Source organism: Haloparvum sedimenti (assembly GCF_001462205.1).
GTDB lineage: Archaea > Halobacteriota > Halobacteria > Halobacteriales > Haloferacaceae > Haloparvum > Haloparvum sedimenti.
Genome location: NZ_LKIR01000116.1, coordinates 54400 through 67547, shown reverse-complemented (window position 1 = coordinate 67547; position 13148 = coordinate 54400). Strand labels below are relative to the sequence as shown.

General features: G+C 71.5%; 10 protein-coding genes and 1 pseudogene. 3 read left to right on the top strand and 8 right to left on the bottom strand.

Features of this window, described 5'->3' with window-relative positions:
- From AN233_RS06780 to AN233_RS06745, 8 genes and pseudogenes are all read right to left on the bottom strand, one after another.
- Nucleotides 1-105, bottom strand: a pseudogene (locus tag AN233_RS06780) (50S ribosomal protein P1); the annotation flags it as partial.
- A gap of 20 nt (nt 106-125) precedes the next feature.
- Nucleotides 126-1163, bottom strand: coding sequence for a 50S ribosomal protein L10 (locus AN233_RS06775; RefSeq protein WP_058366041.1), 1038 nt, complete (start codon nt 1161-1163; stop codon nt 126-128).
- Complete coding sequence (locus AN233_RS06770) at nt 1160-1798, bottom strand: 50S ribosomal protein L1 (protein ID WP_058366040.1); 639 nt, start codon at nt 1796-1798, stop codon at nt 1160-1162. The genes AN233_RS06775 and AN233_RS06770 overlap by 4 nt, the downstream gene beginning before the upstream one ends.
- A 201-nt stretch (nt 1799-1999) precedes the next feature.
- Nucleotides 2000-2296, bottom strand: coding sequence for a hypothetical protein (locus AN233_RS06765; protein ID WP_058366039.1), 297 nt, complete (start codon nt 2294-2296; stop codon nt 2000-2002).
- A 3-nt stretch (nt 2297-2299) separates the two neighbouring features.
- A complete protein-coding gene (locus AN233_RS06760) occupies nt 2300-3337 on the bottom strand; it encodes an Mrp/NBP35 family ATP-binding protein (RefSeq protein WP_058366038.1) in 1038 nt (345 codons plus the stop codon).
- A 98-nt stretch (nt 3338-3435) separates the two neighbouring features.
- Entirely contained in the window at nt 3436-4233 is a 798-nt protein-coding gene (locus AN233_RS06755) for an isopentenyl phosphate kinase (RefSeq protein ID WP_058366037.1), read from the bottom strand.
- Nucleotides 4233-5249, bottom strand: a complete 1017-nt coding sequence (gene mvk, locus AN233_RS06750; protein ID WP_058366036.1) for a mevalonate kinase — start codon at nt 5247-5249, stop codon at nt 4233-4235. Before mvk ends, AN233_RS06755 begins: the two co-directional genes overlap by 1 nt.
- A 1202-nt stretch (nt 5250-6451) precedes the next feature.
- A complete protein-coding gene (locus AN233_RS06745; protein WP_058366035.1) occupies nt 6452-7420 on the bottom strand; it encodes an HFX_2341 family transcriptional regulator in 969 nt (322 codons plus the stop codon).
- Nucleotides 7421-7572: 152 nt separating this feature from the next.
- On the opposite strand from AN233_RS06745, the gene AN233_RS06740 reads away from it, so the two are divergent.
- The 3 genes from AN233_RS06740 to mutL all read left to right on the top strand — a co-directional run bounded on the left by AN233_RS06740 (nt 7573) and on the right by mutL (nt 13046).
- A complete protein-coding gene (locus AN233_RS06740; protein ID WP_058366034.1) occupies nt 7573-8475 on the top strand; it encodes a COX15/CtaA family protein in 903 nt (300 codons plus the stop codon).
- 81 nt (nt 8476-8556) lie between these two features.
- Nucleotides 8557-11355 (top strand): DNA mismatch repair protein MutS, encoded by a 2799-nt coding sequence (mutS, locus tag AN233_RS06735; RefSeq protein ID WP_058366033.1) that lies wholly within the window; start codon nt 8557-8559, stop codon nt 11353-11355.
- Nucleotides 11352-13046 carry a DNA mismatch repair endonuclease MutL gene (gene mutL, locus AN233_RS06730; RefSeq protein WP_058366032.1) on the top strand — a complete coding sequence of 565 codons (1695 nt, stop codon included), beginning with the start codon at nt 11352-11354 and terminating at the stop codon, nt 13044-13046. Before mutS ends, mutL begins: the two co-directional genes overlap by 4 nt.
- Nucleotides 13047-13148 lie beyond the last annotated feature (102 nt).

Genomic DNA, 13148 nt, shown 5'->3' with positions numbered 1-13148 from the left:
CTCCTCGACGTCGACGCCGGCGGCTTCGAGCACGCCGGTGATGTTGTCCTCGTTGATCTCTTCGCCCGACTCGTTCAGGATGAGCGCAGCGTAAACGTATTCCATTGTTGTGATCTCCGTGTGGGTTATCCGAACATCGCTCCGAGGCCCTCGCCGCCGTCGTCGTCCTCCTCGTCGGAGTCGTCGGCGGCGTCGTCGGCGTCCTCGGATGCGGTCTCTTCTTCGTCAGCCTGTTCCTCCTCCTGCTCGTCGGCGGCCGGGGCGGGCGCGGCCTCCACGCCCTGCAGCTCCTCCGGCAGCGCCTCCTCGTCGTCGATCTGGGCGGCGAGCGCGCGGAGCTGGGCGTCGGCCTTCCCGACGAGGTCGGGCACGACGTCCGGGCTCTCGACCTCCGCGTGGAGCGCGACCGACTTCGCCTCGCCGGAGCCCTTCGCGAGAAGGGTGCCGACGGTGGCGGCGGTCGGGTACTCCGCGTTGAGCGAGAGGTTGCGGCCCGCGGCCGCGGCGGACTGGATGTCCGCGCGGTACTCGTCGACGTCGATGGCGAGCTCGTCCGGCTCGAAGAGGACGCCTTCCGAGAAGACGCCCTTCAGGTCGAGCCCGACTTCCTTCGGCTCGATGCCGAGTTCGGTCAGGACGTTGGCCAGGTCGTCGGAGACGACCTCGCCCTCCTCGAGGACCTTCGAGTCCTCGGTGACCTGGATCGAGCCCTCCTGGATGCGCGCGGCGGCGCCGACGGTCTGCAGTTCGCCGACGAACGGCCCGGGGTCGACCCCCGTGTCACCCTCGGGGATGACGATGTCGTTCGGGGCGACCTCGCCGGCGTTGATCGGGGCCGGCGTCTTCGAGGCCTCGAGCTGCTTGTAGAGGCCGAACGGGTTGTCGTTGGTGCCGATGAGCGCCACCTGTCCGGCGACGTAGTCGGTGAGCTGCTCGACGCCCTCGTCCACTTCCTCCAGCGCGCGGACGACGAGCGTGTTGCGGCTCATCCGGACGTCGGCCGAGCCGTGCAGCTCGCGGCGCATGGCCTGAAGCTGGCGGCTCGGAATGCCGGCGACGCCGACGATCCCGACGGACGCGAACGAGTCGATGAAGTCGACGAGCTCGTCGACCTCCTCGCGCTTCCACTCGGGGATCGTCTCGGTCTGGCGGACGGAGCTCATACCGGGACCTCCTCCGCGGGACCCATCGTCGTCTTGACGTAGATCCCGTCGATGTTGAGCGGGCCCTTCTCGAGGTCGGCCTCGAGACGGCGGATGATGACGTCCACGTTGCTCGCGATGTCCTCCGCGGACATGTCTTCGGCGCCGACGCGCGTGTGGAACGTGCGGCGGTCGCGGGACCGGAGCTGGACCGTGTTCTTCATCCGATTGACTGTGTCGACGACGTCGTCGTCCGGCTGCAGTGGGGTAGGCATCTTCCCGCGCGGACCGAGGACGGTACCGAGGTACCGACCGATGTCCTGCATCAGGCTGGCTTCGGCGATGAAGAAGTCGGTCTCATCGGCCAGGTCCTTTGCGCGGTCGTCGTCGTCTCCGAGGTCTTCGAGGTCGTCGCTGTCGAGCACTTCGTCAGCGACTTCCTCTGCGCGGACGGCGGTTTCGCCCTCCGCGAAGACGACGATCTGTGTCTCCTGCCCCGTTCCAGCCGGCAGCACGACGGACTCGTCGATGCGGTTCGACGGATCGTTGAGGTCGAGATCTCGAAGGTTGATCGCGAGGTCCACCGTTTCGCGGAAGTTCCGCTCGGGGGCCTCGTCGAGAGCCTGAGATACTGCCTCCTCTATTGTGTCTGCCATTTTTCACCTCCGTAGTACGCAGGTAGCTCCTACGGGTCAGTGAAACAGGCGAAGCCTGTCTCATCGGATAGTGGCCCATGCCGCCCTTAAAGCCGTCGAAGGGGGGTCGGGCGTGTGACCGCTTCACGCGCCTGCTGGCGGGCTCTCCGGTCGGTTTGTCTCCCCCGGTCGCGTTGCCTGAGCCTGTCGAGGGACGGACGCCTACCGGTCGATGCCGCCCTGCGCCTTGATGTCCATGATGTGGCGGACGTTGAGGTAGATCTCCTCGGGCGAGGTGTCCTCGTCCGGGTCATACAGGTCGGAGACGCGGTAGAGGATCGCCGCGACCTGCCTGCTCTCGGAGCTGTCGCCGCGGACGTCCTCGGCGACCGCGCGGAGCAGTTCCCGCTTCTCGTCGTCCGGCGGGAACTCGACATCGGAGTCCGGCGCCATCTCCCAGTCCGGATCGTCTTCCGCCCCGGTGGCGTCGCCGTCCGTTCCGGTGCCCTCCTCGCTCATCGCTTACCTCCGGCGGCTCACTTCGCGCCGGCGGACGACGCCGGCGTTGTTCGCGACGTTCTCGGTTATCACCTTGAACGCGTCCGCGGTCTCGCCCCCCTCCAGCACCACGGGCTCGCCGCCGTCGCCGCCGGTGCGCACGTCGGGGTCGAGCGGGACGCCGCCGAGGAACGGCAGGTCCTGCTCCTCGGCGAGCTCCTTGCCGCCGCCGGCGCCGAAGATCTCGTGGAACCCGCCGCAGTCCGGGCACTTGAAGCCGGACATGTTCTCGGCGATGCCGAGGACGTTCGTGTCGTGTTTGCCGAACATCCGGAGCCCCTTCGTGGCGTCGTCGAGCGCCACGTCCTGCGGCGTGGTGACGATGACCGCGCCGGTCAGCGGGAGCGTCTGGAGAATGGTGAGCTGCGTGTCGCCGGTGCCCGGCGGGAGGTCCATGATCAGGTAGTCGAGCTCGCCCCACTCCACGTCCTCGACGAGCTGCGTGATGATCTTGTGGACCATCGGGCCGCGCCAGATGACGGGGTCGTCCTCGCCGGTGAGGAAGTCCATGCTCATCAGGCGCATGCCGTACTGCTCGGGCGGTGTGATGGTGTCGCCGTCCGTCCGCGGCCGCTGGTCGGCCGAGACCATCCGCGGCACGTTCGGGCCGTAGATGTCCGCGTCGAAGAGGCCGACCTTCGCGCCCATCTCGGAGAGGCCGGCGGCGATGTTGACCGCCATCGTCGACTTGCCGACGCCGCCCTTCCCGGAGGCGACCGCGATGACGTTCTTCACGCCCGGCATCACCTGCTCGGCGGGCGAGAACTCCTCGGGGACCGACGCCGAGAGGCGCGGTTCGAGCCCCTCCGCGGTCAGGACCTCGCGCACCCGCTCCGCGATCTCGGTCTCGTGGGGGGCGTACGGCGCACCGAGCGCAAGCGACACCGAGACGGCGTCGCCGTCCACCTCGAGCTCGTTCACCAGCCCGAGCGAGACGATGTCGTCGCCCAGGTCCGGATCCTCGACCTCCCGAAGGAGGTCACGTACCGCGGCTTCGTCCATGTCCGAGGCGAGGGGAGTGAGCCGAATAAGGGTTCTGTAACCGGGCGTTCGAGCGGGAACGGGCGTCGTTGCGGGTCGGCGGACCGCCGCGTCGACGGCTACTCGATCCGCGTTCCGGGGTCGCCGCCAGACAGAAACGCCGACAGCTCGTCGGGGCCGAACACGAACGCGGGCGGGTCGAGCGCCAGCAGTTCACGAACCTTCGCGGCCATCCCGCCGGAGACGTCCGTCGCGTCGCTCGCGCCGAGCAGGTCCGCGACCGCGTCGAAGTCGTCGATCGCCGGGATCACCGCATCATCGGCGTCGAGCACGCCGGGAACCGTCGAGCAGACCCCCACGCGGTCGGCCGCGAGACCCTCCGCGAGCGACACGACGATCTCGTCGCCCGACAGCACCGTGACGCCCTCCCCGACCGTCGCGATCCCGTCGCCGTGGAGCACCGGGACGAACCCCTCGCCCAGCAGCGTCGCGGTCGCCTCCAGCGGGAGCGTCAGCTCCCCCTCGGCGTCCCGAGCACCGGCGGAGAGGGGATGGACCGGCACCGCGGGCACGCCCCGCTCGCGGAGGCGCTCGAGGACGTGCGCGTTGAGCCGCTTCATCCCCCCGTGGATGTCCGCCACCGCGGCGGCGTCGTGTGTGCCCGCGGTGGTGGAGACGCCGTGTGCGCTGGCGTGGTGGTGGCCGAAGCTCCCGCCGCCGTGGACGACGACGAGCCGGTCGACCGCGCCGTCCGCGAGCGCGCCGGCGACCGCGTCGCAGGCGGCGTCGAGCGCCGGCTCGTCCAGCGTTTCGGGGCTGTCCTTCTCGGTGATCAGGCTCCCGCCGAGCTTGAGGACGACGGGGGCGTCCGCGGGCGGTGCGGAGGAATCGCCGGCGGCCGCGGCGTCGTCGGCCATCACTCGCCCTCCACGCGGACGCCCTCGGTCGCCAGTTCGGCGCGGAACGACTCCTCACAGCCCTGCGTGAACGAGAGCGCGGTCTCGGTCCTGTCGGTCGAGTCGAGCGCGACGATGCAGCCGCCGCCGCCCGCCCCGGTGAGCTTCGCCCCGTACGCGCCCGCCTCTCGGGCCGCCCACACCATCGCGTCCAGCGAGCGCGCGGAGACGCCGAGCGCCGACAGCAGCCCGTGGTTGCAGTCCATCAGCTCCCCGAGCTCGTCGAGCAGGTCCGGCGAGGGGCGCCGCTCGGCGTCGGCGTCGGCGAGCAGGCGCTCGCCCTCGCGGGTCACGTCGCCGATCGCTTCGACGGTGTCGGCGGCGAATCCGTGCCGCTCCTTCAGTTCGCGGACGCCCGCCACGAGCGCGCCGGTGTCGCCCGCGCCGCCGTCGAAGCCGACGACGAACGGCAGGTTCGGCGCGTCGATGCGCTCGCAGTCATCGCCCTCGACGCGGACCGCGCCGCCCATCGCCGAGCAGAAGGTGTCCGCGCGCGAGGCCTGCCCGTCCTGCACCTCGAACTCCGCGCGGTAGGCGCGCTCCGCGACCTCCCGCGTCGGGAGGGGCTCGCCGAGCGCGCGCGTCGCGGCGTCGATGCCCGCGACGACGACCGCCGCGGAGGAACCGAGCCCCGCGCCGAGGGGGATCGCGCTATCGACGGTGATGTCGAAGCCGGCCCCGGGCGCGTCCGCGGCGTCGCGCGCCTGCGCGACGGCGGCGTCGATGTAGCCCATCGCGGCGTCGACGAGCGACCGCTCGACGTCCACGTCCGGGCGGCCCTCGGTCGAGCCGTCGTACTCGACGGTGAACCCGTCCAGCGAGAGGTCCTCGGCGGTGACGCGGACGTGGTCGTCGTCGCGCGGTTCCACGGCGACGGTCGCGCGCCGCTCGACGGCACACGGCACCGCGGGCTCACCGTAGACGACGGCGTGTTCGCCGAAGAGGTAGACCTTCCCCGGCGCACTACAGACGGTCATACGCGGTCTCACAGCCCCCGGGGTAACAGGCGTTGCGCTTGGACGTGAGCGGATACTGAGTGTGCGATATACTCGACGACGATACAGCGTGGCGCTCTGCTGCAGATCCTGCTGCTGTGAACAGCACCACCCAGAAAGCCCCAGCCGGCTCTCTCTACTACTGATCTATCTCGGTTATGGGTCCTGCTGCTGTGAACGGTAACACCCAGAAAGCCCCAGCCGGCTCTCTCTACTACTGATCTATCTCGGTTGTGGGTCCTGCTGCTGTGAACGGTAACACCCAGAAAGCCCCAGCCGGCTCGACCGGCCGCGACACACTCTGCGCTCCTCGCTCTCCGCTTGGCGAGACAAACCGCGTCTCGCTAGCCTCCGGCGTGCAGTAGCGCGCCGAAGACACCGCTCGCTGCGGTGCTTGAGGCGTCGGGGCCGGATCGAGCCGACTGCCCCTTTCAGTCCCACCCCGCTCCGCGACCGCACAGCACCGCGACCGCGCAGCAGCCTCACACCTCCCCAACCTCGGCGGCAGCGCGGCCGCGAAACCGCAACGCCGCGCGAGAGACGAGCTCTCGCTGGCCTCCGGCGTGCGGTAGCGCGCCGGAGACACCGCAGGCGGCCGCGCCGCCGCCTCCCTCGCGCGGTCGCGGCGACACGCTCCGCGGTCGCCGCGGCGCGCGCCAACCGCACAGCAACTGCACCGCCGTCGAACGAACGTTTTTCGCGGATCGGGCGGAACTCCCGCCGTGAGTGCAGCCTAATCGGCTTCCTCACAGCGCATCGCCTCGCCGGCTGTCCACCGTCTGGCGCGTGCGAGTAACGCGCGCGAGGTCGCCAGCGCGCTACTGCACGCTGGCTGCTCGGAAATCTCCGATTTCCGGTGGAACCCGCCCGCGGCCGGAGCGACGCGGAGGCCGCGATCGGCTGAGGCTGGGGAGGGGTGAGGCCACGCTTGCCTCGACAGCCGGTGTGGCGAATCACCGAGCGACAGGCCGCGACGACCGACACCACAAACCAGGTCCTGGCGGATTGAAAGGGCGAGGCCGGTCGCGGGCTTTCTGGCTGTTGGCGGCAAGGACAGCAGAACGCTCGACTGATACAGAAAAAGCGTAGAGCGAGCGGTCGAGGGCTTTCTGGCTGTTGGTAACAAGCGCAGCAGCACGCTTGATCGCTCTAAAAGCAGCGTATTGCGAACGGTCGTCCCCGGCTCACTCAGCCGTTTCCCCACGATTATCGGCGTGTGAGCGGACCCAGAGCTCCCCGATCCGGGAGAGGGTGGTCCGGTGGGACTTGCCGTGTGCCTCCTGTTCGATGTAGCCCTTCCCGCCGGGGCCGAGGCGGTCGACGTTGTAGATGACCTTCGAGCGGAACGAGTCGGTGTACTCCTCGTTGAGGTCGGCCGCGAGCGTCTCCGCCAGCTCGGAGACGGAGTCGAACTCGCCGTGCTCGCCGAGCGTGAACAGGATGAGCTCCTCGAACGGCTTGACGTTCTGGAAGGAGGCGACCGGGAGCTCCACGATGTGGTTGTCGCCGATGCGCTTCGCGCCGATGGTGGTGCCGCGCTCGTCGAACTCCTCCAAGAGCGACGTGGTGCTCGCGAGCCGGCGCTCGATGCGGTCGCGGTCGACGGCGGTGCCCGCGCTATCGTCCCCGTCCGCGGCGTCCGCTCCGCCCGCTCCGTCCGCGCCCTCGGCCGCGTTCCGGAGCTCCTGCAGGAGGTCGCGGCTCTCACGGAGCTCCTCGGCGAGCTCGGTCTCGAGGTACTTCTCGGGGGCGGTGTAGTAGGTGTGGATGCGGTCGCGGTCCTCCTGTCGCTCGACCATGATCGAGTGGGCCGCGGTCGCGAACGCGAACGAGACCGGGCGCGGCATCGAGCAGACGTTCACCCACACGTCGCGGCCGGCGTCCAGCTCCGCGTTGATCAGGTCGAACGCGCGCTCGAAGGCGGCGTCGTAGTCGTACACGTCCGCGACCGACTCGCGGACCGTCTCCGCGCCCAGCAGGTTCTCGAAGTCCGTCTCCAGTTTGCGCGCGATGTTCCGCGAGTACTCGACGTTCGCCTCGCTCCCGACCGACCCCTCGAGCAGGATCACGCGGTCCACGTCGAACTGGTCCCGGATGAGCGGGGCGATCAGCCGGTCGTAGTCGAAGCCGACCGGGACGACGTGCGTCTCCATGTCCGTCCGGTACGACGGCGGGGGTTAAAACCGCGTCCGTCCCCCGCGTGCCTCGTTCGTCCGTGTTCTCTCGCACGAACGCCTTCGGCCGCGTTCCCGCGCGTCGGCCATCCCCGAACGGTCTAAGTGCGCGCACACCCGACCCCGAACCAATGAGTCTACGGCCCGCGTGGCTGACCTTCCGGCGGTACGCGGCGGCGACGACCGCGGTCACGCTGACGCTCGTGAGCCTGGGCGTCTACACCGCGGCGACGGGGTCGGGGCTGGCCTGTCAGGCGCAGTGGCCCCTCTGCTCGGACCAGCTCATCCCCGCGCTGACGATCAACCCCGACTTCATCGAGTGGTTCCACCGCGTCTGGGCGATGGGCACCGGCTTCATGATCATCGGGCTCGCGGCGTGGTCCTGGCTCGGCGACCGGGAGCGGCGCGTCCGACTCGCGGCGACGGCCGCAGTCGCGATCCTCCCCCTCCAGATCACCGTCGGCGCGGTGACGGTCACGGTCGGCGGGCTCGTCCCCGGCGGCTACACCGTCTCGACGCACGCCGCCCACCTGCTCGTCGCGCTGACCATCTTCACGCTGCTCGGGCTGGCGACGCTGTGGGCGTTCCTCGACGAGCGCGCGGTGACGGCGACCCACCTCCGGCGCGCGCTCGGCCTCGGCGTCGGCGGCCTGCTCGTCGCCGCGCTGCTGTCCCGCGCCGTCCCCCTCCTGACCTACTCGCCGGGCGCGCAGGGCTGGTTCTACGCCGCCGGTCTGCTGGCGCACCTCGGGCTGCTCTCGGCGGTCGTGTTGACTCCGCACGCCGCGGTCCGAGACGCGGTCGCGCGCCGGACGCGCGGACTCGCGGGCGCCGCCCTCGCGCTGCTGTTTCTCACGTTGCTGCTCGGCCGCGATCTCGTGCTCTACACCGCGACGTGGCGCCTGATCAATCAGGTCGCGCTCGTCGGCGCGGTCGTCGGCGCGGTCGCCGCGCTGCTCGTCGTGCGGCGCGGATCGGGGACCGCCGACCACGCTGCCGACGCCGAGTCCGGCACTCCGACGAGCGACGACTGAGAAACGCGCCCCGCCGCGGGTCCGCGGCCGCGGGGTTGCCGGTCCGTGGCGTTTATTTCCGTCCGCCGCCCGGTTGCTGGCATGCAAACGGCGGACCAGTCGACGGTCACCGGGCTCCCGCCCGGGATGGCGGCCGCCCGGGACGAGCTGACGCCGATGCTCTCCCAGTACGCCGACTGCTGTGCCGCCCACGAGGACGCCCTCGTGCTGTTCCAGGTCGGCGACTTCTACGAGGCCTTCTGCGAGGCCGCCGAGGAGGTGGCCCGCGTCTGCGAGGTGACGCTCACCCAGCGCGAGGACTCCACCGGCGAGTACCCCATGGCGGGCATTCCCATCGACAACGCCGCGGGCTACCTCGACTCGCTTTTGGAGGCCGGCTACCGCGTCGCGCTCGCCGACCAGGTCGAGGACGCCGAGCAGGCATCCGGGCTGGTCGACCGCGCGGTGACGCAGGTGATCACGCCCGGCACCGTGGTCGAGGACGAACTGCTCGCGTCCGGGACGACGAACTACGTCGCGGCGGTCGCGCGGGACACGGCGGAAGACCAGAACGGCGCCTACGGCCTCGCCGCGGTCGACGTGGCGACCGGCGAGTGCCTGGTCACCGGCGGCGACCGCGCGACGGTCGCGGAGGAGCTCGACCGCGTCGACCCAGCGGAGCTTTTGACCGGCCCCGGAGTCGAGGCCTTCTCGCAGTCGGAGACGGAGGCGGACCCGATGACGACCGCGGCGCCGGGCGACGCCTTCGCGCGCCGGACCGCCGGCGAGCGACTGGAGCCGTACGTCCCGGGTCCCGAGAACCGCTTCGCCAGCACGGCGGAGCTTCGCGCCGCGGGTGCGGTGCTCGCGTACGCCGAGTACACCCAGGGCGACGACGGCCCGCTGGAGTACGTCACGCGCGTCCGGCGCTACGACCCGCGCGACCACCTCCGGCTGGACGCGGCCGCGCGCCGGAGCCTCGAACTGTTCGAGAACCGCGGGCTCGGCGCGAGCGACACGCTGTTCGACACGCTCGACGAGACCGCCTGCGCGCTCGGCCGGCGGTGTCTGGAGCGCTGGCTCCGGCGCCCGCTCGTGGACGTCGACCGGATCGGCGCCCGGCACGACGCGGTCGCCGACCTCGCCGACCGCTCGCTCGACCGGGACGCGGTGAGGGAGGCGCTGTCGTCCGCCTACGACCTCGAACGCCTCGTCGGCCGGGTCTCGCGGGGCCGGGCGAACGCCCGCGACCTGCGCTCGCTGGCGGCCACGCTCGCGGTCGTCCCCGAGATAAGAACTGCGCTCGCGGGCGGTGGGGAAGAAGCCGAAGCCGGCGATAACGACGCGGACCCCGCGCTCGCGGAGCGCCCCGACCACCTCCGCGAGCTTCACGACAGGCTCGATCCCCTCACGGACGTGCGCGAGCTGATCGAGGGGGCGATCGCGTCCGATCCGCCACAGGAGATCACCGAAGGCGGCGTGATCCGCGAGGGGTTCGACGCGGAACTCGACGACCTGCGCGCGACGGAGCGCGAGGGGCGGGAGTGGATCGCCGACCTGGAGGCGGCCGAGCGCGAGCGGACCGGCATCGACTCGCTGAAGGTCGGCCACAACCAGGTCCACGGCTACTACATCGAGGTGACCGACGCGAACCTCGACCGCGTGCCGGACGACTACCGCCGCAGGCAGACCCTCAAAAACGCCGAGCGCTACTACACGCCGGAGCTGAAGGAGCGCGAGGAGGAGATCGTCGGCGCCGCCGAGCGCGCGGACGCGCTGGAGTACGAACTGTTCGCGGAGGTGCGCGAGTCGATCGCGGCGGAGGCCGACCGGATCCAGGCCCTCGCGGACGCGCTGGCGGAGACGGACGCGCTGACCTCGCTCGCGACGGTCGCGGTGCGGCACGACTACGTCCGTCCGGAGGTCGTCGCTGATCCGGACGCGGGCATCGAGATCGAGGGCGGGCGACACCCCGTCGTGGAGCGGACCGGCGAGTTCGTCCCCAACGACGCCGACCTCCCGCGGGGGAGCGTCGCGCTGATCACCGGCCCGAACATGAGCGGCAAGTCGACGTACATGCGGCAGGTCGCGCTCGCGGTCGTGCTCGCGCAGGTGGGGTCGTTCGTCCCCGCGCAGGCGGCCAGACTTCCGGTGCTGGACCGCGTGTTCACCCGCGTCGGCGCCTCCGACGACATCGCCGGCGGCCAGTCGACGTTCATGCGCGAGATGAGCGAGCTGACCGAGATCCTCCACGACGCGACCGGCGACGCGCTGGTGCTGCTCGACGAGGTGGGCCGCGGGACCGCGACGACGGACGGCCGCGCCATCGCCCGCGCCGCCGCGGAGTTTCTCCACGACGAGCTCGGCGCGACCACCCTCTTTGCCACCCACTACCACGAGCTGACCGACCTTGCCGACGACCGCGAGCGGATCTACAACCTCCACTTCACTGCCACTCGCGAGGACGGTGACGTGACGTTCCTCCATCGGGTCGCCCGCGGTGCGTCCTCCTCCTCGTACGGCGTCGAGGTCGCGGAGCTCGCCGGCGTGCCGCCCGCGGTCGTGGACCGGGCCCGCGACCTCGTCGAAGAATCGGACGGCGATAGTTCCTCGGCGACCGAGGGATCGGTTGGGTCGGCGGACGAGACCGGGCCGGCGGACCCGGAAGAGCCGCCGGAATCTGCCGCGGCTCCCGCCGACGCCACGCTGGACGCGTTCGCGGAGAACGGCGGTCCCGACCGGCCGTCGGGCGCCGATGCCGGGAGCCGCGGCGCGGACGGCGACCGCGACGAGGCCGCCGCCGAGGTGCTGGCCGCTCTCCGGGAACTGGATCTCGCTCGCACGACGCCCATCGAGGCGCTGAACACGCTCCGCGACCTGCAGGAGCGCGCGGAGCGATGAGCGACCGGGCGGAGGAGAGCCGATCCGATGACGAGAGGGACGGCGGGACCCGAGTCCGTCGGCTCGACGACGCGACCGTCGACCGCATCGCGGCCGGCGAGGTGGTGACACGTCCAGCGCGGGTCGTCGGCGAACTCCTCGACAACGCGCTCGACGCCGGCGCGGGGCGGGTCGAGGTCGCGGTCCGGGGCGACGGCACGGAACGGATCCGCGTTCGCGACGACGGCCACGGGATGAGCCGCGCGGACGCGGAACTGGCCGTGGAGCGCCACGCGACGAGCAAGCTCCGGGACGGCGAGGATCCGGTCGGCATCACCTCGCTCGGCTTCCGGGGCGAGGCGCTGCCCGCCATCGCCGAGGCCGCCCGGCTCGAACTCGTCACCGGCGACGGCGGCGCGCAGGGAACGCGGGTCGTCGTGGACGGCGGCGAGGTCGCGGTGTCGGACGCCGGCCGCGCCCGCGGCACCACCGTGACCGTCGAGGACCTGTTCCGCGACCGGCCAGCCCGCCGGGAGGCGCTCGCGGGGCCGGAGACGGAGTTCGCGCGGATTTCCGACCTCGTGGCGGACTACGCGCTCGCGCGGCCGGACGTGGCGGTCACGCTCGTCCACGACGGCCGCGAGACGCTCTCGACGCCGGGGACCGGCGCGAGCGACGCGCTGCTTGGCGTGTACGACCGCGACGTGGCCGGTCAGTCGACGACGCTGGACGCCAGCGTCGCGGTCGACGAGGTGGAGAAGAAGGTCGGCGTGACCGGCGCGTTGGCGTACCCCTCGGTCACCCGCGCCTCGCGCGACCACGTGCGCGTCGCCGTGAACGGGCGACCGGTAGAGAACGTGAGCCTCGCGCGGGCGGTCCGGGCCGGCTACGGGCGCCTGCTGCCGGACGGTCGCGAGCCGGTGGCGGCGGTGTCCGTCGAGGTGCCGCCCGAGGCGGTCGACCCGAACGTCCACCCCGCGAAGCGCGAGGTCGGCCTGCGGGCCGGCGACGCGGTCGCCGACGCCGTCGAGACCGCGGTCTGCGACGCGCTGACCGGCGCGGACCTCCGGCGCAAGGCGGAGGTGGCGACCGACCTCGAGAGCTCGCTCTCGCCGGTCGACGGGCCGGACCCCTTCGCGTCGTTCGAGCCCATCGGCCAGTACGCCGGTCTTTACCTGCTGTGTGACGCCGGCGAGGAGCTGGTCGTGATCGACGTCCACGCCGCTCACGAGCGCGTCAACTACGAGCGCCTGCAACGGGCGTTCGACGGCGAAGCGGTCCCGAGCGCGTCGCTGGAGCCGCCGGTGACGGTGTCGCTGTCGGCCCCGGCGGTCGCGGCGGTTGAGGCCCACGGCGACGCGCTCGCGCGACTCGGCTTCGACGCCGAGGCGTTCGGCGGCGGGACGGTTCGGCTCCGGTCGGTTCCGGCCCCGTTCGGCCGCGCCGCGGACGCCGACGCCTTCCGGGACGCCGTCGACGCGCTCGCTGGCGGCGAATCGCCCGTCGACGCACGGGAGGCTCTGCTGGCGGACCTGGCCTGTCACCCCTCGCTCAAGCGCGGCGATTCGCTCGAAAACGGGGACGCACGCGCGCTGCTCGACAGACTCGGCGAGTGCGAGCGCCCGTTCGCCTGCCCGCACGGCCGGCCGACGACGCTGTCGGTCGAGGAGGCGACGCTCGCGGAGGGGTTCGAGCGACGGCCGCGACGCTGAGAAAGGAAGCGTCCGGAGAAGACGCCGCGCAGTCGGCGGGGGGCGCGGCGCGGTCGGTCCGTCGCGATGCGGGCTCAGCCGTGCAGTTGTCGCTCGATGCGT

Excerpts from the sequence above, each read along its gene's own strand:
- mvk (WP_058366036.1), bottom strand. The coding sequence starts at position 5,249 with ATGACCGTCTGTAGTGCGCCGGGGAAGGTCTACCTCTTCGGCGAACAC.
- AN233_RS06740 (WP_058366034.1), top strand. The coding sequence starts at position 7,573 with ATGAGTCTACGGCCCGCGTGGCTGACCTTCCGGCGGTACGCGGCGGCG.
- AN233_RS06775 (WP_058366041.1), bottom strand. The coding sequence starts at position 1,163 with ATGAGCTCCGTCCGCCAGACCGAGACGATCCCCGAGTGGAAGCGCGAG.
- AN233_RS06770 (WP_058366040.1), bottom strand. The coding sequence starts at position 1,798 with ATGGCAGACACAATAGAGGAGGCAGTATCTCAGGCTCTCGACGAGGCC.
- mutL (WP_058366032.1), top strand. The coding sequence starts at position 11,352 with ATGAGCGACCGGGCGGAGGAGAGCCGATCCGATGACGAGAGGGACGGC.
- AN233_RS06765 (WP_058366039.1), bottom strand. The coding sequence starts at position 2,296 with ATGAGCGAGGAGGGCACCGGAACGGACGGCGACGCCACCGGGGCGGAA.
- AN233_RS06755 (WP_058366037.1), bottom strand. The coding sequence starts at position 4,233 with ATGGCCGACGACGCCGCGGCCGCCGGCGATTCCTCCGCACCGCCCGCG.
- AN233_RS06760 (WP_058366038.1), bottom strand. The coding sequence starts at position 3,337 with ATGGACGAAGCCGCGGTACGTGACCTCCTTCGGGAGGTCGAGGATCCG.
- mutS (WP_058366033.1), top strand. The coding sequence starts at position 8,557 with ATGCAAACGGCGGACCAGTCGACGGTCACCGGGCTCCCGCCCGGGATG.
- AN233_RS06745 (WP_058366035.1), bottom strand. The coding sequence starts at position 7,420 with ATGGAGACGCACGTCGTCCCGGTCGGCTTCGACTACGACCGGCTGATC.